General features: G+C 65.5%; 25 protein-coding genes. 19 read left to right on the forward strand and 6 right to left on the reverse strand.

Going from position 1 to position 19,889, the window contains the following annotated elements; all coding sequences use genetic code 11:
* The first annotated feature begins 10 nt into the window (after positions 1-10).
* Positions 11-415 (forward strand): winged helix-turn-helix domain-containing protein, encoded by a 405-nt coding sequence (locus NP511_RS01870; protein ID WP_049964177.1) that lies wholly within the window; start codon positions 11-13, stop codon positions 413-415.
* A 17-nt stretch (positions 416-432) separates the two neighbouring features.
* Here NP511_RS01870 and NP511_RS01875 read toward each other — a convergent pair whose 3' ends face one another.
* The gene (locus NP511_RS01875; protein ID WP_233274289.1) at positions 433-948 is read right to left on the reverse strand and encodes a DUF7523 family protein; all 516 of its coding nucleotides are present in this window, start codon (positions 946-948) and stop codon (positions 433-435) included.
* A gap of 153 nt (positions 949-1,101) precedes the next feature.
* On the opposite strand from NP511_RS01875, the gene NP511_RS01880 reads away from it, so the two are divergent.
* The 6 genes from NP511_RS01880 (at position 1,102) to NP511_RS01905 (ending at position 6,135) form a co-directional block, all read left to right on the forward strand.
* Positions 1,102-1,425, forward strand: a complete 324-nt coding sequence (locus tag NP511_RS01880) for a NifU family protein (RefSeq protein ID WP_049964179.1) — start codon at positions 1,102-1,104, stop codon at positions 1,423-1,425.
* A 60-nt stretch (positions 1,426-1,485) separates the two neighbouring features.
* On the forward strand, positions 1,486-1,743 hold the full coding sequence (locus tag NP511_RS01885; RefSeq protein WP_049964180.1) for a BolA family protein: 258 nt from the start codon (positions 1,486-1,488) through the stop codon (positions 1,741-1,743).
* A gap of 224 nt (positions 1,744-1,967) precedes the next feature.
* Positions 1,968-2,453 (forward strand): universal stress protein, encoded by a 486-nt coding sequence (locus NP511_RS01890; protein WP_049964181.1) that lies wholly within the window; start codon positions 1,968-1,970, stop codon positions 2,451-2,453.
* Positions 2,454-2,634: 181 nt separating this feature from the next.
* On the forward strand, positions 2,635-3,096 hold the full coding sequence (locus tag NP511_RS01895) for a PH domain-containing protein (RefSeq protein WP_006648707.1): 462 nt from the start codon (positions 2,635-2,637) through the stop codon (positions 3,094-3,096).
* Positions 3,097-3,127: 31 nt separating this feature from the next.
* Positions 3,128-4,699: a PH domain-containing protein gene (locus tag NP511_RS01900; RefSeq protein WP_049964182.1), complete on the forward strand. Its 1,572-nt coding sequence runs from the start codon at positions 3,128-3,130 to the stop codon at positions 4,697-4,699.
* Between the two features lie 20 nt (positions 4,700-4,719).
* Positions 4,720-6,135, forward strand: a complete 1,416-nt coding sequence (locus NP511_RS01905; RefSeq protein ID WP_049964183.1) for a class II fumarate hydratase — start codon at positions 4,720-4,722, stop codon at positions 6,133-6,135.
* Between the two features lie 41 nt (positions 6,136-6,176).
* Here NP511_RS01905 and NP511_RS01910 read toward each other — a convergent pair whose 3' ends face one another.
* Positions 6,177-6,608 (reverse strand): universal stress protein, encoded by a 432-nt coding sequence (locus NP511_RS01910; RefSeq protein WP_049964551.1) that lies wholly within the window; start codon positions 6,606-6,608, stop codon positions 6,177-6,179.
* Between the two features lie 81 nt (positions 6,609-6,689).
* Entirely contained in the window at positions 6,690-7,766 is a 1,077-nt protein-coding gene (locus NP511_RS01915) for a CNNM domain-containing protein (RefSeq protein ID WP_049964184.1), read from the reverse strand.
* A gap of 317 nt (positions 7,767-8,083) precedes the next feature.
* On the opposite strand from NP511_RS01915, the gene NP511_RS01920 reads away from it, so the two are divergent.
* Positions 8,084-8,317 (forward strand): HVO_2901 family zinc finger protein, encoded by a 234-nt coding sequence (locus NP511_RS01920; protein ID WP_006180878.1) that lies wholly within the window; start codon positions 8,084-8,086, stop codon positions 8,315-8,317.
* Positions 8,318-8,415: 98 nt separating this feature from the next.
* Here NP511_RS01920 and NP511_RS01925 read toward each other — a convergent pair whose 3' ends face one another.
* Positions 8,416-9,144: a DICT sensory domain-containing protein gene (locus tag NP511_RS01925; RefSeq protein WP_049964185.1), complete on the reverse strand. Its 729-nt coding sequence runs from the start codon at positions 9,142-9,144 to the stop codon at positions 8,416-8,418.
* Positions 9,144-9,506 carry a DUF7344 domain-containing protein gene (locus NP511_RS01930; protein WP_006180876.1) on the reverse strand — a complete coding sequence of 121 codons (363 nt, stop codon included), beginning with the start codon at positions 9,504-9,506 and terminating at the stop codon, positions 9,144-9,146. Before NP511_RS01930 ends, NP511_RS01925 begins: the two co-directional genes overlap by 1 nt.
* Before the next feature lie 266 nt (positions 9,507-9,772).
* Between NP511_RS01930 and NP511_RS01935 the strand changes: the two genes are divergently transcribed.
* Together NP511_RS01935 and NP511_RS01940 are read left to right on the forward strand one after the other, a co-directional pair.
* Positions 9,773-10,261: a PH domain-containing protein gene (locus tag NP511_RS01935; RefSeq protein ID WP_049964186.1), complete on the forward strand. Its 489-nt coding sequence runs from the start codon at positions 9,773-9,775 to the stop codon at positions 10,259-10,261.
* Positions 10,258-11,847, forward strand: a complete 1,590-nt coding sequence (locus NP511_RS01940; RefSeq protein ID WP_049964187.1) for a PH domain-containing protein — start codon at positions 10,258-10,260, stop codon at positions 11,845-11,847. Before NP511_RS01935 ends, NP511_RS01940 begins: the two co-directional genes overlap by 4 nt.
* Before the next feature lie 11 nt (positions 11,848-11,858).
* Here the strand turns inward: NP511_RS01940 and NP511_RS01945 are convergent, their stop codons facing one another.
* Entirely contained in the window at positions 11,859-12,875 is a 1,017-nt protein-coding gene (locus NP511_RS01945; protein ID WP_049964188.1) for a S66 family peptidase, read from the reverse strand.
* Positions 12,876-13,963: 1,088 nt separating this feature from the next.
* Between NP511_RS01945 and NP511_RS01950 the strand changes: the two genes are divergently transcribed.
* From NP511_RS01950 to NP511_RS01990, 9 genes are all read left to right on the forward strand, one after another.
* On the forward strand, positions 13,964-14,116 hold the full coding sequence (locus NP511_RS01950; protein ID WP_162834883.1) for a hypothetical protein: 153 nt from the start codon (positions 13,964-13,966) through the stop codon (positions 14,114-14,116).
* Positions 14,109-14,459 carry a hypothetical protein gene (locus tag NP511_RS01955; RefSeq protein WP_006649631.1) on the forward strand — a complete coding sequence of 117 codons (351 nt, stop codon included), beginning with the start codon at positions 14,109-14,111 and terminating at the stop codon, positions 14,457-14,459. The genes NP511_RS01950 and NP511_RS01955 overlap by 8 nt, the downstream gene beginning before the upstream one ends.
* Complete coding sequence (locus tag NP511_RS01960; RefSeq protein WP_049964189.1) at positions 14,456-15,052, forward strand: hypothetical protein; 597 nt, start codon at positions 14,456-14,458, stop codon at positions 15,050-15,052. The genes NP511_RS01955 and NP511_RS01960 overlap by 4 nt, the downstream gene beginning before the upstream one ends.
* Before the next feature lie 256 nt (positions 15,053-15,308).
* Positions 15,309-17,411, forward strand: coding sequence for a minichromosome maintenance protein MCM (locus NP511_RS01965; protein WP_049964190.1), 2,103 nt, complete (start codon positions 15,309-15,311; stop codon positions 17,409-17,411).
* On the forward strand, positions 17,412-17,810 hold the full coding sequence (locus NP511_RS01970) for a hypothetical protein (protein ID WP_049964191.1): 399 nt from the start codon (positions 17,412-17,414) through the stop codon (positions 17,808-17,810).
* A 246-nt stretch (positions 17,811-18,056) separates the two neighbouring features.
* Complete coding sequence (locus NP511_RS01975; RefSeq protein WP_049964192.1) at positions 18,057-18,284, forward strand: hypothetical protein; 228 nt, start codon at positions 18,057-18,059, stop codon at positions 18,282-18,284.
* Entirely contained in the window at positions 18,281-19,108 is an 828-nt protein-coding gene (locus NP511_RS01980; RefSeq protein WP_049964193.1) for a hypothetical protein, read from the forward strand. The genes NP511_RS01975 and NP511_RS01980 overlap by 4 nt, the downstream gene beginning before the upstream one ends.
* Positions 19,105-19,500, forward strand: a complete 396-nt coding sequence (locus NP511_RS01985) for a hypothetical protein (protein ID WP_049964194.1) — start codon at positions 19,105-19,107, stop codon at positions 19,498-19,500. The genes NP511_RS01980 and NP511_RS01985 overlap by 4 nt, the downstream gene beginning before the upstream one ends.
* Entirely contained in the window at positions 19,493-19,777 is a 285-nt protein-coding gene (locus NP511_RS01990; RefSeq protein ID WP_049964195.1) for a MarR family winged helix-turn-helix transcriptional regulator, read from the forward strand. Before NP511_RS01985 ends, NP511_RS01990 begins: the two co-directional genes overlap by 8 nt.
* The last annotated feature ends 112 nt before the right edge of the window (positions 19,778-19,889 follow it).

A 19,889-nucleotide genomic window follows, 5' to 3' on the forward strand; every position in this document is an offset into this window, starting at 1 on the left:
CATCGGTACGATGGGGACGAAACACACTCGGGCCGACGACGCCCCGGACGATCCGAACGATCTCCTCCCGGAGCGAAGCGTCCTCTCCCTCGAGGAGTACCTCGAGATGCAGGCCGCGGTCGGGAACCGAACCCGGTTCGAGATCCTCTATCGACTCTCTCACACGGACGAGCTGACGCCCACGGAGCTGGATTCGATGATCGACGTCGACGACAGTACGCTCCACTACCACCTCGGCAAGCTCCGCGAGGTCGGGCTCGTCGAGAAACGAGCGCGTTCGGAGCGGGACAGCGACGGCCTCTACACCTACTACAGGGCGACGATCCTCGGCGAGGTCATCCTCGAACACGGGGTCGAAGAACTCCTCCGCCGCGAGTGGGACTTCGGCGACGCCTACGACAGCAGCGCGGACTGAATTCCGTTCCCCGTCCGTCAGTCCGGGTCGTCGCCGTCGCGGACGACGGCGTTCTCGAGCGCGTTTTCGACCGTCCGCAGCGCCGTCGCCCCCGCGCGTCGATCGACGACGAGGACCATCGTTCCGTCGGCGACGGCCGCGGCGTCCGGCGCGATCCCCTCGACGCCGAGCCGCTCGAGGGCGGCCCCTGTGGCGGCCGCGTCGACCTCGCCCGCCGCGACGATGGCCGTCGAATCGCCGCCGCAGGGGCCGAAGGCCGCGCCGCCGACGGTCACGAGCGCGTCGTCGCGGTCGGCTCCGTCCTCGAGTCGCCCAACGCCGCTTTCCATCCGCACGCGAACGTCGCGGGAGTCGGTCTCGCGGGCGGGCAACTCGTCGGCGTACCGGCGCAGCGCCGTCGCGATCGCGTCGGGATCGCCCTCGATCGGAAGCGAGCGAGCCGCGGCGGTGTAGTTGACGACGCCGGCCCGCAGGGCGGTCCGGAGGAACGGACGGCGGTCGACCGCCCGTCGCGTCTCGGCTGCCAGTGACATAGCGGGGACGGCGTCGCGAGCGATCATAAAGTCGCCGTCATCGTCGCTCGGACGGCTCGCGGTCCCGGGGACGAGTCGCGATCGTTCGACCCCGATCTCGGGGAGAATCGATTCGGCCGACAGTATATACCGTTCCGGTCCCTTGGCTCATCCATGAGCGAGTCCGAATCGGCCCAGTCCCCGGCCGACGCAGTCCGCGAAGACGTGGCGCTGTTCCTCCGCCGGAACTTCCCCCAGATCGAGGCCCACGGCGGCGAGTCCGCGATCACCGAGGTCGACCTCGAGGCGGGGCGCGTCTCGATCGCCCTGACCGGGGCCTGTAGCGGCTGCGGCGTCAGTTCGATGACGACCCAGGCGATCCAGCAGCGACTGCCGGCCGAGGTCGACGCGATCGACTACGTCGACGTCAGCACGGGGTTCGACGGGATGGCCGGCGGATCGTCGGGACGCGACGTGCCCGACGACGTGCCGTTCTGAACCGGTCGCGCCACCGATCGCGACCGCGGCGCTTTTGCCGCGAGCGACCAACCCTCCCCTATGAAGCCAGCAGCCGTCGAGGAGGTCATCGAATCGAACCTCGAGGACGCCGACGCCACGGTCACACACGCGCGGGACGAAGGCGACGAGGACCACCTCGCCGCGACGGTCGTCTCCCCGGTCTTCGACGGGCTCCCGCTCGTCCAGCAACACCAGGAAGTCTACGACGCGCTGGGTGATCACATGACCACCGACATCCACGCCCTCGAGCTGTCGACGTACACCCCCGAGGAGTACGACGACCTCGAGGCCGAATAGATCGATCGGTCGCTCGCGGTCTATTCGCGTCCGTCGAACCCCTGCATTTCTCCCACTGATTTCCGGGAGCGCCCCGTCCGCCTCGAGCGACCGCGGTCGACAGGCGCCGATTTCACGCCGTGAAACGGCTGCACGGGCCGACATGGGCTCGGTGAATGAAAATACGAACGTGCATGCAGCTTTTTCTGGACAATTATATCATTATGTGGCCGATACCGTGAGGTATGGCATCGGCACTGGGCGGGACGGACGAATCGATCCCGACGGACGTAGCGACGACCGACGAGACCGGATTCGATCGCGTTCTCGTCGCGGTCGACGGTGAGACGCCCGCTGCGGTCGGGCGGGTCGCGGTCGCGGAAGCCGCCCGACACGGCGCTCGAGTCGACGCGCTGTCGATCGTCCGCATGACCGCGTCCGTCGACGGCTGGGACGTGATCGTCGAGCGGCGGGAAGACAGCGCCGAGACGGCGCTCGAGGCGGTCGACGACGCGGCCGTCGGGACCGACGTCTCGGTGTCGAAACGGCTCCGCTATGGCGATCCGGCCGCGGAGATCGCCAGCTATGCCGACCACAACGACGTCGATCTCGTCGTGATCGGCGAACCGACTCGGACCGGTCTCCGCCGGTACCTCTCGCCGACCAGCGTCACCGGCCGCGTCCGCCGGGCGTCGTCGGTGCCGGTCCTGACGGTCCCCGCCGACGACTGATCCGGTCCGCTGTCACTGGTTACCGGACCGATCGCAGGACGGCTCGCGGTCGCGCCGGAACTGACTGCCGGCGATCCGTACGACGCCCCCGTCCGTTCGTCCGTCGCTGGCCCCGACGGCGCTCGTCTTTCCGCCCCGTCGGAACCGTAGCTTTATCCACCAGGGTTGACACGAGTCGGACATGGAGACGCTTCATCCCCGCATCAGGCTCATCTGGATCGCCCGCGGCGCGATCGCGGCGGTCGTCCTCGCCGTCGCCCTCGTCGCCCTCGATCAGTGGCGAGTTACCGTCCCGCCGCTCGCGATCGCGGCCGCCGTCGCCGTCGCACTGGTTCTCGCCGTCGGCTACGCCGTCCGCCTCTATCAGGTCTGGCGGTTCGAACTGCAGGACGATGCCCTCTACCTCGAGCGCGGCGTCGTCACGTTCGTCGAGACCGCCGTTCCGTTCGTCCGCGTCCAGCACGTCGACACCCAGTTCGGCCCGATCGAGCGGGCACTCGGCCTCTCGAGCGTCGTGGTCTATACTGCCGGTTCTCGGAACGCCGACGTTCGGATTCCGGGCCTGACGCCGGACCGGGCCCGCAGCCTGCAGGAGACCCTCCGCGAACTGGCCGTCGAGAGCGAGGGCGACGATGCCGTCTGAGACGAACCGACTACATCCCCTCAGTGCCGTGATGCTGGCGCTCCAGCACGGAGCAACCGGCTTCTCGGTCCCGGTCCTGCTCGTGGGGCTGGGCCCCAGCGTTCTCGATATCGATATTGGACCGCTACTGGCGTTGGTCCCGATCGGTCTCGTCGCCGGCGTCGGCTACGGCATCGCGTACTACTACCGGTTCACGTACGAAGTCACCGCGAGTACGTTCGACGTCTCCTCGGGGGTGTTCTCGCGCCGGTCCCGCGAGATCCCCTACCGGCGGATCCAGAACGTCGATATCTCACAGGGGCTCTTCCAGCGGGTGGTCGGCCTCGCGGTCGTCTCGATCGAGACCGCCGGCGGCGGCGACACCGAAGCGACGCTCCGGTTCGTCAGCGAGGACGAGGCGGAGCGGCTCCGGTCGGAAATTCGCCGATTGACGGCCGCCACCGGAGAGAGGACCGCCGACCCCGAGTCCGATCGGCCGGCGTCCGACGAATCGGTCCCGTCCACCGCCGAGCGCACGCGCAAGGACCGCTCCCGAGGCGATGCCGCGCCGACGCTGCTGTTCGACCTCGAGACCCGGGAACTCCTGCTCTACGCGGTGACCTCGTTCCGGTGGGGCGCGGCGGTCTTTCCGATCGCGATACTCGTCTTCCTCGGCGGTGCCGACTCCGGATCGGGGCTCGTGCCCGCGTTCGTCATCGACGCCGCTCGGCCCTTCGGCGGGCCGGAGACGCTCGAGGGCGCGGCGGTCGGCCCACTGCTGGTGTTGGTCGCGGTCACCGCCGTCCAGTGGTCGCTTCTCACCTACGTCTCGAGCGTGATCTACACCGTCGCGAACTACCACGGGTTCCGCCTCGGCCGCGCGGGCGAGGACTTCGTCTACGAGCGCGGGCTGGTCCAGCGCTACAGCGGCTCGATCCCCGCGGAGAAGGTCCAGTCGGTCACGGTCACCGAGAACCCGCTCCAGCGGCTGGTCGGCTACGCCGGCCTCTGGGTCGAGACGGCGGGCTACGGCCCCGACAGCGGCGGCGGCAGCCAGTCGGCGGTCCCGATGGCGAAACGGGACCGCGTCTACCGGTTCGCCGAGAACCTCACCGGTGCCGAGTCGCCCGACTTCCGCGGTCCGCCGACGCTGGCTCGCCGCCGGTATCTCGGCCGGTACGCCATCGTCGCGGCCGTGATCGTCGCCGTCGCGTTCGGCCTCGCACGGGTCTCGACGTTCGACCGCTGGTATCTCACGGCCGTCGTTTTCCTCGCCGTACCGCCCGCCGCCTACCTCAAGTACGCCAACCTCGGCTACTTCGTCGGCGACGACCACCTCGTGATCCGCAGCGGGTTCTGGAAGCGCCGGACGACCGTGATCCCCTACTACCGGATCCAGACGGTCTCGACCCGGCGCTCGGTCTTCCAGCGTCGGCTCGGGCTCGCCTCGCTGGCCGTCGACACCGCCAGCTCGCGCACCTTTGCGTGGGGGTCCCCGACGATCTACGACATCGACCTCGAGACGGCCCGCGAGATCCACGACACCGGCCGGGAACGGCTCCAGTCGGCGCTCCGCGAGCGCGCCCGGACGGACGATCTCGGCCTTTCGGTGGATTTTACGTGACTCGCTCCGACGCTCCGCGTATGGCAGACGGAGACGATTACCGACTCGAGGAGGACAGCCTCGGCGAGATGCAGGTGCCCGCGGACGCCTACTGGGGGGCACAGACCCAGCGCGCGATCCAGAACTTCCCCATCTCGGGGATCACGTTCAGTCGGCGGTTCATCCGCGGGCTCGGCGTCGTCAAGAAGGCCGCCGCGCAGGCCAACCGCGACCTCGGACTCGTCGACGACGACGTCGCCGGGGCGATCATCGAGGCCGCCGACGAGGTCATCGCCGGCGAACACGACGACCAGTTCCCGGTCGACGTCTTCCAGACCGGCTCGGGCACGTCCTCGAACATGAACGCCAACGAGGTCATCGCCAACCGCGCCGCCGAGATCATGGGCTCGGAGATCGGCGACCGCGTCGTTCACCCCAACGACCACGTCAACTACGGCCAGTCGAGCAACGACGTCATCCCGACCGCGATGCACGTCGCCTCCCTCGAGGCGGTGGAGAAAGACGTCATTCCGGCGCTCGACACGCTCCGCGAAGCGCTCGAGGAGAAAGAAGAGGAGTTCGACGACGTGATCAAGACCGGCCGCACGCACCTGCAGGACGCGACGCCGGTCACGCTCGGCCAGGAGTTCTCGGGCTACCGCACCCAGGTCGAGAAGGGGCTGGCCCGCGTCGACCAGGTCCGTGACCACCTCGGCGAACTCGCGCTGGGCGGGACCGCGACCGGGACCGGCCTCAACACGCACGAGGAGTTCCCCGGCCGCGCCGCCGAGTACATCACGAAGGAGACCGGCGTCCAGTTCCGCGAGGCCGACAACCACTTCGAGGCCCAGGCGGCCCACGACGCGATGAGCGAGGCCCACGGCGCGCTCCGGACGGTTGCGGGCTCGCTGAACAAGATCGCCAACGACCTGCGCCTGCTCGCCTCGGGCCCCCGGAACGGACTCGGCGAGATCGAACAGCCGGAGAACCAGCCCGGCTCCTCGATCATGCCCGGCAAGATCAACCCGGTCGTCGCCGAGGCCGTCAACCAGGTCCACAAGCAGGTCGTCGGCAACGACGCCGCAGTTTCGGCCGGCGCGGCCGAGGGTCAGATCGACCTCAACCTCTACAAGCCCGTGCTGGCACACAACTTCCTCGAGTCGGCCGAACTCATCTCGAACGCGAGCCAGGTCTTCGGCGAGCGCTTCGTGCGAAAGCTCGAGGCCAACGAGGCCTACTGCGAGGACCGCGTCGAGCAGTCGATGGCGATGGCCACCTCGCTGAACGTCCACATCGGCTACGACAAGGCGAGCGAGGTCGCCAAGACCGCGCTCAAGGAGGACAAGACCGTCCGCGAGGTCGTCCTCGAGAAGGGCTATCTCGACGAGGAGGAGGCCGACGAGGTCCTCGATCCCCGGAAGATGGCCCAGCGCGGTATCCTCGGACAGGACGACTGAGACGGCGCGGATCCCGTTTTCGATCGGTGGTCTCGACCCTCTCAGGGTCGTGCGACGAGAACCGACGCGTCGACGCTCCGGACGACGCGATCGGTCGTACTGCCGAGCAGCCGTTCTTTCACGCCCGATTGGCCGCTGGCCCCCATGGCGACGAGGCCGACGTCGCGCTCGGCGCAGTACGCTTCGATCACCTCGTGGGGGTCGCCCTCGCGGGTGAGCCGTTCGTAGTTCACGCCGGCCGCTTCGGCCCGGTTCGCGGCCTCGTCGAGGGCCGACTCGGCTGCTTCCTCGAGCGTCTCGGTGAGCTGCGGGGCGATGTTCCCCGACGCGCCGGCGGACATCTCCGTCCCCACGTCCACGACGTGGAGGAAGTGAACCGTCGCTCCCGCACCCTCGGCGATCGAAACGGCCTGCTCGACCGCCGCCTCGCTCGTCGCGCTCCCGTCGGTCGGAACCAGAACGTCGTCGTACACGGTAATCGCCTCGACGCCGGCGGACAAAAAGCGAACGCGCGCACTCGCGGGGCCCGTCGTCCCGACTGCGCCCGCGATCGATCAGCGATCGACCGGCTCGAGCTGAGCCTGGTCGAGCGGGTCCTCGATGTCGCCCATTACCGCCTCGAGCAGGTCGGTCACGGTGACGAGGCCGACGACCTCGCCGTCTTCGATGACCAGGGCGAGTTCCTGGTTCTCGGCCTGGAACTGGTCGACCGCGTCGCTGACGTCCGCGTCGGGCGAGAGCGTCATCGGCGGCGCCGCCAGCTCCTCGTAGTCGACGGTGCCGTCGGCCAGTTCCTCGCGGTGTCTGACGAGGATCGGCGTGTAGAGGATACCGCGGAAGTCGGTCAGTTCGTCGCCGACCAGCGGATAGCGGGTCTGGGGCCGCTCCTCCATCTTCCGGAAGTTCTCCTCGGGGTCGGCGTCGGTCGAGAGCGCGACGATCTCCTCGGGCGGGACCAGTAGCTCGCTGATCGACTGCTCGCCGATCTGGAACGCGTTCATCACCTCTTCGCGACGTTCCTCGGAGAGATCGCCCTCTTGCAGGATCGAGCCCAGCCGGTTTCGCAGGTCGGCCCGGGACTCGATGACGTCCTCCTCGGTCTCGAGCCACGCGCCGGTCATCTCGATCCCGAAGAACTTGAGCGTCAGTTTCGCGATCCCGTCCCCGAGCGTGATGACCGGCGAGATGATCCGGTAGAACCAGTACAACGGCGTGGCACCGTAGCGACAGACCAGCCGCGAGCGCTCGACGCCGAGATACGTCGGCGTCTGCTCCCCATGGGTCAGGTGGACGAGGTTGATGATGAGGAAGGCGAGGATCGCCCCGCTACCGATCGTGGCCAGCGCCGTGTTCTCGAACACCGGCTCGAAGATCGCCGCCAGCGCGGGTTCGGCGACGATCCCGACCGCGATACTCGAGGCAGTAATCCCCACCTGACACGTGGTCAGATAGAGTTCGAGGTCGTCGGTCATTGCCCACGCCCGCTCGAGTTTCGGGTTATCGCCGACGAACTCCTCCTCCGTGAACTGTCTCGCGCGAGTCAGCGCAAACTCGATGGCGACGAAGAAGGCGTTGGCCAGGATCAGCAACACCCCTGCGAACAGTCGCCCACCGATGACGAACGAGTTCATCACTGCAGTGTTGCATCGCCGAACACAAATCTGTCGGGGAATCGACTCACCGTCGCCGCCCCGCGGCGCGCTAAAAGGTAGTCCTGCCCCTCGCGGTCGGTCGCCGGACGGTGACCCGAGCGAGCCGTCGGCCGCACTGTCCCCCGCGTCGAGCTACCAGCGACCGGAACACTCGACGCCGAGTAAACACGACTTCTGACCGTTCTTTCTTCCCGACTCGTCGACCCCAAATCGGGACAGTGACGCCGAATCAGTGGTGTCTGCGCCGGAATAAAAGAACCCAAGCAGTTTTGGCGAAGGCTCGCGTCAGACGAAATATGCACACCTGTCGCAACTGCAACCAGTCGTTTCAGACCGAGCTTGCCCTCGAGTTACACCGGGATACGTGCGAAGACGGACAGCTCCTCTGTGAGGTATGCGGGGAGCGATTCCAGGAGGGGTCGGCGACCCAGGACGGCTGGCACTACGAGTGCCCCAACGAGGACTGTGACGGCGACGGACTACAGGAGGACCTCTATCGCGTCGACGACGTCCGAGCCGCGACCCACTGACACCGACTCACGTCTCGTCTACTGACGGCGGGGGCGACCACGGTCTCTGCCCCCGATACGTCACCCTTGTTCTTCGCAGTTGCTCTCCCCTCTCGCCCCTACGCGTCGTAGCTCGTCTCGAGGTAGTCGATCAGTTCGCGAACGATCGACGGTTCGAACGTCCAGAAGCCGGCGTACTCGCCGGGGTCTCGTTCTTCGGCGACCAGGGCACCGCAGTGCCTGCCGTCCTCGCCGCCGTCGAAGACGACGAACCAGAACGCGCCGAGTTCCCCGGAGCCGGTGACGACCGAGACGCCCTCGAGCGGGGTCGGCCACTCCCCCGCCAGAAACACCGTCACGTCGATCGAGTCGCGGGCACCGAACCGCTCGTAGACCCCCGTCTGGGCCCGCAACGCCGCCGGTCGCTGGAAGCCAGCGTACAGCCGGCCGGCACCGACCCGCCACGCCCGCTCTTCGATCTCGCGGGAGGTCGCGAGCAACTGCTCGCGGGTCGCGGACGCAAACAGCGTGTTCTCGAGGAAGTCGAACAAGTGAGCGGGATCGGGCCCGGCGTCGGCCAACTCCCACGGCGGATGGTCCGTCGGCGAGAGGATCGCCTCGAACCCCTCGAGCCCCAGCGCGCCCCGAAACGCGCCCTCGGCGTCCCGGACGATCACGAAGCCGGTCCCGTCGAGTAGCCCCAGCGGACGATGTGTCACCTCGGCGGTTCGCGTCTCGAACCCTCGACGGAGCGCCGTCACGACCGACTCGTCGTCGGTGTATATGTCGAGGGTCTTGTACCGTTGATCCACCGCCTCGAAGGCGTCTCGGAGCGACCGCATCGTCATCACTCGACGGCCCGGAGACAGTCGAGGATCGACTCCGGGATCGACGTCTCGGTGACGTCGCCGGACTCCCTGTCGAACGCGAGCAGGCCCATGTCCTCGAGCCGCGGTAGCGTCTCGTGGTACAACTGGATCCTGATCCGGTCGCGATCGGCCGGCGACGCGATCGTCCCGTCGGCGCTGGCGGCCACGCCGGCGATCACGTCCGCGAGTTCCTCGACCGCTGGCGATGGCTGCTGGTGGCAGTAGACGATCGTCGCTCGAGCGGTCGGCGACGCAAGCAGCCGGAACACGTCATCGACCGGTCGGTCGTCGACCGCCGAACTGAGCGCAAACGGATCGAGTTCGGCACGGTCGCCTCCCATCGTTCGATGTAATCTATGTTAACGTCAGTCATATACTTATCCCTCGTGAGCCCCGTTCCCCGGGCCCGATCTCCTCGCCCGTGAGGACGATCTCCGTTGCAGTTCTGGTCCCGACCACGGCCTCGAGGAAGGGAACGTACGCGTCGCGGCGATGCCGAACTGCACTTCGGGCAGCGACAGCGTCGTTCCCTCGCCGACGCTCTCGGTCGTTGCAAACTCACCGCCGCTTTCCCATGTTTTAATCGGGTCGTCCCCTCAGGATAGGTATGGAACGGCTCACGCCGCGAGTGCGGGTCGTCTGGCTGGCCCTTGCGCTGGTTCGGGCCGCGATCTTCGGTGGGATCGTCGTCGGTGCCGCGATCGGGGTCACCCGGACCGATCTCTGGGCGGGCGCGCCGGACATCCTCGTGCCGGCCGCCGTCGCGATCGCCGTCGTCCTCGCCGTCCTCCGGGTCGTCGTCGCCTGGCTTCGCTACGGTGTCTGGCGGTTCGAACTCCGGGACGACGACCTCTACATCGAGCGCGGCGTCTTTACACGAGTCAGAACCGTCGTCCCCTACGTCCGGGTCCAGCACGTCGACTCCCGGCGCTCGCCGCTCGAGCGGACGACCGGGCTCGCGACGGTCGTGGTCTACACGGCCGGCTCCCGGAGTTCGGACGTCGCGATCCCCGGGCTGACGCCGGCCCGTGCGGAATCGCTTCAGGAGTCGCTTCGGGGGCTCGCGATCGAGAGCGAGGGTGAAGACGCCGTATGAGATCGCTGCATCCCGCGTCGGTCGCCGTCCGTTCGCTGTCACGGAGTCTCAATACCGGCTTCCTGTTTTTCGTCGTCGGCGTCGTCGTCTCGCCCGGCGGGAACGGGATCGATCTCCTGTCGGTGTTCGGTCTCGTCGCGGTCGGAATCGTCGTCGGCATCGTCTACGAGTTCGCCTACTACCAGCGGTTCCGGTACGACCTGACCGACGATACGTTCGACGTCACCTCCGGCGTCCTCGCGCGTCGGGACCGCGAACTCCCGCTCGGTCGGATCCAGAACGTCGACATCAGACAGAACGTCCTCGGTCGCGTCCTCGGCATCGCCGCCGTCCATATCGAGACCGCCGGCGGCGGTCAGACCGAAGTCAGCCTCGAGTACGTCTCGGAGGACGAGGCCCATCGGCTCAGGCGACAGCTCCGGCGTGGCGCGAGCGGGGGCAAACCGGCCGACGACGCCCTCGAGGCGGACGACCACACTACGGCGTCCGACGCTGGCCCCGACGAAACGCTCCTGTTCGAGATTCGCCCGCGAGAACTCGTGATCCTGAGCGTCTTCACCATCGACCCCGGGGCAAGCCTCCTCGGCGGTATCGCGCTGTCCTTTGCCAGCGGCTTCGATCCCGCGACGCTGCTGCCCGGGGATCGTATCGGCTGGCTTCCGGGCCCCGAAACGGGTCCGCTCGTCCTCGTGTGGGGCCTCCTCCTGTTCCTGCTCGCCGCCTGGGTCGTCAGCGCGGTGCTTACGTTCACCCGATACTACGGGTTCCGGCTCACCCGCGCCGACGACGAACTCTACTACGAGCGCGGACTCCTGCAGCGCTACAGCGGGACGATCCCGCTCGAGAAGGTTCAGGCGCTGACGATCTCGAAGTCGGTTCCGTTCCGCTGGTTCGGGTACGCCGCCCTCAGCGTCGAGACGGCCGGCTACGCGCCCGGACAGTCCGACTCCAGGGGCACCGAGTCCGCGATCCCGCTTGCCGACGCCGACCGGGTGAACGAACTCGCACGCGCGATCGAACCGTTCGGCCCGGTCGACCTCGAGTCGCCGCCCCGCCGTGCGCGCGAGCGGTACGCGATCCGGTACCTGCTCGTCGTCGCCGCCGTCGTCGCGATTGCGGCGCTGGTGGCGCGGTACACGGGATTCCTCGGCCGGTGGTACCTGCTGGCCGCCCTCGCCGTCCTCGTCCCGCTCGCCGCCCACCTGAAATGGACTAGCCGGGGCTACCAGGTCGGCGACCGGTACTTCCTCACGCGGACCGGCTTCTGGCGGCGAACCACGAAAGTCGTCCCCTACTACCGGGTGCAGGCCGTCCTCCACCAGGCGACGATCTTCCAGCGCCGGCGGAACCTCGCCAGCGTCACCGCCGACACCGCGAGTTCGGCCTCGCTGCTCGGCCGGGCCGCGACCGCCCACGACATCGACGACCAACGGGGCCTCGAGCTACAGGCCGACCTCGAGGAGCGACTGCAGGAACGACTGCGGGAACGCAAGCGCCAGCGGACGGTCGGACAGTGGTTCCGGGAGGCCGACGACGGGGACTCGAGCGACGAGGACCCGTCACCGGAGTCCAACGACGATCGGTAGCACGCTCATAATCAAACGGAGATCTGCTCCTTCGTTGCATCAACGGTCACGTCTGCTCCAAGCGGAAGCGGAATACACGGGTCCGTGTGACCGTAATCGAGACCGAAGACAAGCGGAATACCCGGATTATATCGTTCGATTTGTTCGAGTATCGCCTCTCGCTGTGCCGCACAGTATTCTTCCCGATTCACGTCGGCGGCAAACGTTGCAGGCCGTCCAACTAGGACCGCATCGAACTGCTGGAGCAATCCGCGCTCACCCATGCACATGAGCGTCCATCCGATCCGCTCGGCATCCGGTGCATCGTCGGCAGTTTCCAGTACGAGAACAGCACCCTCTAGATCACTCGTATCCGGTACGTATCGTTCCGTCTGAAGGTGCCAACTGATGATTTCGAAACAGCCGCCCCATAGTCGCCCTTCGACTGTCGTACTCGGGCCATACCATTCCCAGCCATGGTTGTCGAACCACTCACGCGGCTCGCCCGTGTCAAAGTCATAGAAACGGTCACTCCATTCGGATGCCGGGTGGAGTTCTCCCAGTCGCTCCTCGAAGAACGCACGGCGAAGATACTCCGCAGTGTACGAATGCAGTTCCGGGTCACAGGCAAGGTCGGGCATCACTTGCCCACCCGAATAGGAGACGATTCCTAGATTCCACAGATACAACGAGAGGTTGCAGTTGTCACTGTATCCGAAAAACCGAGTTGGATTTTCTCGGAGAATGTCCGGGTCGAGGTGTTTCAGGATCCGAAGTTGGTCATCTCCACCGAAGACGGCAATCGCCGCGCTTATGTCCGGATCTTCGAAGGCGCGCATAACGTCGGCGGCTCGTTCTCGTGGATGCTCGCGGAGGTATTCCCCGTTCTGCTGTGCAGTTTCGTAGAGAACCGGCTCGAGGTCAAATCGGGAGCGGAGACGCTCTACTGCAATATCGATACAGTCTTGGCTGGCGACCATCGACGAGGGCGCGAGTATCGCAACCGTATCTCCCGGTTGTGCGGGCGGGGGATGAATCGGTGATGGCATACAAATAATATATTTCTACTGTCAAATAGGGTTTGTGTTCCACTGCGTTCCCCGTATGCCGCGACGAGGAGACAGCTCCCGCTGTTCAATCCAAGGGATCAGTCTTGGCATGCCCGGCTTCAGCAACCAGAATGGATATAGCGATATATTGTTTATCACCTGGCGGCACGCATCGTCCGGCCCACCACACAACACGAGCGTCCGCCCGCCCGAGACGGACCCCTTCTCCAAGGGCACTCGACCACGAGGGCGATAGAAACCGAGAGTCGACGGCGGACTCCGGAACGACGTGAAACGGCTCAGGACCGTTCTAAGCGGAGCGAGAGAAAGAAGATAGAGGACGGGATAGCTGGTGAGGAAAACGACGATTCAGGCCGTAAATCGACTGTCGTAGCGCAACTCAACACCGATGAGAGGTCTTCAGGAAGAGTACTCGTCGTCAGCCATGTCCCCGACTGCGGGGACGGCAGTGAGTCCCGTCAGTACCAGTCGAGCAATGAGCGATATCGACCCGCGGTGAGAACCGCCCGAGACAGTGTGGGCCGAAACCACCGCAAACGGCGAAGGAGTGAACGACCACCGCGTGACGACGAGCGACTTTCGATCGGGTTCACCTCGCCCATCCTCGAGACGACCGAACGATCGGTGCTGACTTCGCGATGATCGTTACAGGATCGTCCCGAGTGACACGGGTCCTCGAGCCGCGGCCGTGACTCGAGCGAGCGAAACGAAGTCCGAGCCGATCGATCCCGCTCGAGTCGTGTCTCCGAACCGTGGCCGGTGCGACGCATCACCCAACTGCTGCTTTAGGACGGTCGGCGTCACGACCGCTCGAGTATCCATCCTACTATTTATCTCAATTTCTATCACCATTCTCACTGACCGATGATATTGAATTCTAGGCCTATCAGAATGCCTGATCTGAATTCATAGGGGGATAGATCGGCCAGAGTGGGTGATAGAGATGGAGATAAATTCACTATTCCACCGGGTACGGCCCCCTATATCGATGATTTCGGGCGTTTCGGTAGTACACCTTTCTTGGTACACTGTGCATACAGTGTATCAGGATCTGGAGGTGTCGGGGCATGAGCGTCGATACCGACGACGGGTTCGGCCCGTTCTGCGGAGCGCTCGGCTGCACGGACGACGCCGAGTACGTCATCGATCACCCGAAGCACGGTGAGCTGACGGTCTGTTCCGGCTGCGTCGGAGACTACGAGGTGATCCGCCTTGTCTGACGAGCCCGCTGTCAGCCCGGAGGACGCCCTCGAGGTTGCCCAACGCGCCCTCGCAAAAGTTCAGGACCTCGAGGAGTGCGTCGCGAAACTCGAAGCGTTGCACGAGGACTCCATCGACGAGGCCGCCGACTACGACGATCGCGACGCGGCCGTGATCGAACACCTCGAGCCAGGGGAGCCGGTCAAGGTCACCCGACTCCACAAGCTGTACCGTCGTCACACCGATATTCGGGCTGACGATACGCTCAAGAAACGGGTCCGCGGTCTCGTCGCGGGTCCGGACTTCCGGATCGCGCGTGCCGGCGAGATCCTCTACGATCCCGATGGAGGTGAGCAGCGGTGACCAACGACTACGCCGACGCCCGGCACGCCGACGAGTCGCTCGACGAGGACGCGGCCAACGACGTCGCCTTCCGGAAACTCATCTACGGCCTCGCCGGTGACGAGATCGACCCGACCGAGTGCGGACCTGTCGAGGCCGCCCAGCGCGCCGTCGATCGCGTCGAGGGTCTCGAGGAAGAGAACGAGCAGCTCCGCCAGCGCGTGGTCGAACTTCGCGACCAGGTCAACAAGATGAACCAGGCGGCCGATCTGTACCAGTCGGTTGCCCGGAAGAGCGCCGCGAAGCGCGACCAGCAGGCCGCGATCGTGCTGAAGCACGCGGCGAGAGTCACTGGCGGAGCGACTGGTCGCGAAGAGTACGACGGCGGTCGCATTCAGGATGTCCTCGAGGCTGCCGATGTCGATATCCACCGGACGAACACCTACGACGTCATGGAGAAGGCCGAGGAGTTGGTCGGTGACAAGAGCATCTGCCGGTTCCAGAAAGAGTCTCGCTCGAGTTCACAGAACACGCGTCTGATCGTCAAGTCGCCGACCGAACTCCCGGAGACGGTTGCCGGCGTCCGGATCCACGAGGGGGTGTTGTCGGGGTGAACACCTGTTGCGGAGGTGTTGCGGTTACACAACACCTCATGAGGGGGCCCCCGCCCCCAGGACCGTTCTGAGTACAAGGACGGTTGAATTGGGAGAAAATCCCCTGAAGTAATTCAAGAAAGCAAATGTCGATTAGTCAACGGTACGCTCGCACATCGCTCGCATCGCTCGCATTCGAACGACGCAACACCGCTCGTTCGGTGTTGTGTAGACTACACACCTCCGCAACACCGGTCGAACGGAGGTGGACCGAGTAATGTCGGCCCAGTCAGACGCTGCAAACGCGGAACTCGTGGATTCGTTCCAGGAGTTCTTCCGCGACTACTACGACGACGAGATCCGGACGCTTGCCCAGCACTACCCGAACGAGCAACGTTCGCTCGAGGTCGACTGGGAGGACCTCTTCCGGTACGATCCCGATCTCGCGGACGACTACCTCGGCCAGCCAGAACAGCTCCAGCGGTACGCCGAAGAGGCGCTTCGGCTGTACGACCTCCCGATCGACGTCTCGCTCGGGAACGCACACGTCCGCGTGTACAATCTGAACGGGACTGACTCGTTCTACCCGGGGTGGTTCTCCCCGACGAAGCGCCACAAGAAGACTCCCTTCCTCACGGTCGAAGGGCAGGTCGAGAAGGCCACCGACGTCGACCCGAAGATCGAGGAAGCCGCCTTCGAGTGCCAGCTCTGTGGATCGCTCACCCGAGTCCCGCAGTCCGGGACGAGCGACGACTTCCAGGAACCCCACGAGTGCCAAGGCTGCGAGCGACAGGGGCCGTTCCGCATCAACTTCGACCAGTCGGAGTTCGTCGACGCGCAACTGCTCCGACTCGCCGAGCCTCCGGAAGTGATCGGCGGTGGCGACGGGACTAAGATCGACATCGCCGTCGAAGACGATCTCTGCGATCAGGCCGAACCTGGCGACCGCGTCAGCGTCACCGGCCGCCTCCGGCTGCAGCAGGAGGGGTCAAACAGCAAGAAGAGCGCCCGGTTCAAGCCCTACCTCGAGGGTCACCACATCGAGATCTCCGACACCGACTTCGAGGACCTCGAGATCACCGAGGAGGACAAGCAAGAGATAGAGGCGATCGCGAACGGCGAGTACGGCCCTCTGTTCGAGGTCGTCCTCGCCAGTATCGCACCCGACCTCACCGGGGAGAAATACGAACTCATCAAGGAGGGCATCTTCCTGATGCTGATCGGCGGCGCCACCGTCGAACTCGATAACGGCCGCGAGGTCCGGGGCGTCTTCCACATGCTCCTGATCGGCGACGCCTCAACCGGGAAGTCGACGCTGCTCCGCGAGGCGAAACAGATCGCGCCGCGGTCGGTCTTCGCGAACGGCAAGGGCGCGACCGAGGCCGGGATGACCGCCACCGCGAAGCAGGACGACTGGGCGGACGGCGAGTGGACGCTCGACGCCGGCGCACTCGTCCAGGCGAACAACGGCCTCGCGTGCATCGACGAGATCGACAAGGTCCGCGAAGATGTCCAGGACTCGATGCACGGCGCGATGGCCGACATGAAGGTCGACGTCAACAAGGCGGGGATCAACACGACGCTCCCGTCGGAGACGTCGGTGTTCGCCGGCGGGAACCCGAAACACGACCGATGGGACGACTACGTCGCCGACAGCGAGCAGATCGACCTGAGCGAGACGCTCCTCTCCCGGTTCGCGCTCATCTTCAAGCTGCAGGACAAGCCCGATGAAGAGACGGACCGAGAGAAGGCCGAACACGTCCTCGAGACGAAAGAGGCGGCGAAAGCCAAACGCGCCGGCGAGGCGGACGGCACCGATGACGACGATCGCGTGATCGACCACGACCTCCTGCGAAAGTACGTCGCCTATGTGCGACAGCTCCCCGACCCGCGCTTCCGGACCGAGGAGATGCGGAACAAACTCCGGGACGCCTACGTCCGGATGCGGGGCGTCAACGGCTACGACGAGGACGCGCCGGTGCCGATCACGCTGCGAAAGCTTCAGGACATGCACCGGATCGCCGAGGCGAGCGCCCGGGCCCGGCTCTCGCAGTGGATCGAAGAGGAGGACATCATGCGTGCGAAGCGGCTGGTCGGCGAGTCCCTCCAGGACTACGGGATGAACGAGGACGGCGAGTTCGACGCCGATATCGTCGAGGCGAACTCCTCGAAGCCCCAGCGCGACCGAGTCAAGAACGTCAAGGCCGTCATCCGAGAGCTGCAAGCCGGCAAAGCCGGTGGCGTCCCCTACGAAGACGTCTTCGAGAAACTCGAGGAGATGGGCATCTCCCAGGAGAAGGCGAAACACGAGATCGAGAAGCTCAAACGGAAAGGCGACGCCTACGAGCCGAAGACGAACAAGGAGGTGCGGGTGACGTAGATGGCCCGCTCCTCTACCACCCAGACGGAAGCAGAGCGGCGCAAGCGTTCGAAGGAGGTCTACGAAGCGCTCGTCCGTGCCGTCGACTACAACTCGGGTCGCAAACAGCCGCCGCTCGCGAAGAAGACGTCGGTCATCGGCACGCTCCACGGCGCCGGCTACGGCCGCTTCGGCCTCGAGGAACTCGACAAGGCGATCACGGCCGCCTGTCGCAACGGCGATCTCTTCCGAGCCGAGGACGGCAACGGCGACGTCCGGCTTGGGATCAACGACCGGTGGAAGCTCCGCGAGAAGATCGAATCGAACCTCTCGTGCGTCGAGGAACCGCGAGACGATGTGATCGGGCTGGCGAACGCACAGGTCGAAAAACTCCGACTTCGAGGTGAGAACGATGACTGACTCCGGTAACTGCAGCAGCGGTACTGAGCAAAGCCATTACTGCGAACTCTGCGAGACCGGGTTCGAAACGGCTCACGAGATCCTTAACCACGACTGCGATGGACGGCCAAAACTGGATGATTCTGACTCTCCCCCTCGAGGGTCAGCGTTCGATTCGTCAAATTCTGGCCGAACACTACAGACGGGCACTGATCAGCCTATCTCACAGTCTGAGAACTCTACGCGAACCGGAGGGGGTGACGACTCGTGACGACCGGCTACGTGGTCGATCTCGACAACGGACACAACGGCTACTGCGTCGAGAGCCTCGTCGGCGTCACCTACTGCGGTGAAACGTTTGACCCGGCGGCCGTCGATCGCGAGCTCTACGCGATCGATCGCGGCGAGGACCACCCGCACAATTACCTCTGCTACGACTGCTCGAAGGCGGACTCGCGGAAGATCCGCGGTGCAGTTCGAGGTGAAACAGCGTGAGCCGCCGAACGAAGTACCGCAAGGAGGTCAGCACGGGCGGGATCCACCCTGGCGAGAACGACCACTACGCGATCGGTGTCCGGCCGCCGATGAACGGCAACGACGTCTACTGTCTCATCCAGTTCGACGGTGGTACGTGGGGCGAAGGCGGCCGATCGGTGGAGTCGCGCGACGAGGCCATCGAGTACATCCACGATCGCTTCGAGGGCCTCGAGCAGAAGGCGACCGACGACAAGCGTCGGGGCAGCATCAACCACTACCCCGAGCCGCCGAAGCCGGCGAACACACGGTACATCGTTCACCCGGACTACGAAGACGAGATCGGGCCTCGAGAGGTCTGGGGCGATGCGACGCTCGCGACGTTCGGCGCCGAGCCGACGTCGAAGTACGCCGACAAGCCCTGGTACCAGACTCGCGACGCCTACCACGAGTGGCTCGAGCCGGTCCGCGAAGCTGACGGCGATCTCGTCTATCGCATCTACGCGAGGGACATCACCGAGATGGCCTACTGGTGGTATGTCGCCGTCGACGGCGAGCTCCACATGGTCCGATACCGGCCGGACTCCGGCCGCCGGAAGATCGTTACGTCGACCTGGACATCGGCGACGCGGCGCGCCGGCGGGATCGGGATCACGAACGCGCCGCCCGCAGACTGCCGGCTGCTTGACGTCGACGAGACGCCGTTCTCCGCTGGCCTCGAGGACGACGCGATCGAGGAGTGGCTCGAGCGTCACGCACCGGACGCACTGTCGAAGTCGGTGGCCAACCAGGTCGATGACGATGCCGAGATGCCTTCCCGCCGAGCTCGAGGTGAGACGGCGTGAGTGTCTTCGAGGACACCGTCGAACTCTGGCAGAACGCTCTCGAGGACGACGACGTCGCGACGGTCGAGGGTCCCGCCTCGATCGAGACCCTCCTGGAGGCCCGCGACCGCTTCGAGCAGCTGGGCAACGAGCCTCGCGACGGCTGCCTCGTCATCTCGATCGACATGGCCCGGGAGATCCCGCGGGGTTGGGTCGAGATTGATGGGCCCGCGGTCCCCGACGGTCACGAGGAGTTCCGCCCGTTCGAACGGATGGTCACGGTCACCGATCGCGTCGGCGGCGAGGTCGCGTTCATCTGCCGCTCGGACGCGGTCCGCCTGGACATGACCGTCCTCGAGGCCGACGGGGTCGTCGCGATCGACTTCGACCGAGGTGACACAACCGATGCCTAAGCAACTCCCCAAGGAGATCGCCGACGAATCGGCCGCGGTCCGACTCGTCTACAAGACGCTCGAGGCCGAAGACGCGCCACTCTCCCAGCGCGATATCGTCGACGCAACGGCACTCACACGGCGGACGATCCGCGAGGCCGTCCCCACACTCGAGGACGCGGGCCTCGTCAGTAGCTACAACCACCCATCGGATCAACGCCGACGGATCTACTACCTTCGCGAGGAGTACGACAACGTCGTGGGGGCCCATCGGGCGTTCACGATATCGGAAAGGTAGCACTATTTGATTCGCTTTTAAGCCCGACAGTCACCATAACTGATAGCAACGGCTGTCTCCTATCGCTCCCCGATCGAGGCAACGACGACATCGGGGGGTGGCCGACAGCCAT

Origin of the sequence: Natrinema thermotolerans, from assembly GCF_031165565.1 — an archaeon.
Classification (GTDB): Archaea; Halobacteriota; Halobacteria; order Halobacteriales; family Natrialbaceae; genus Natrinema; species Natrinema thermotolerans.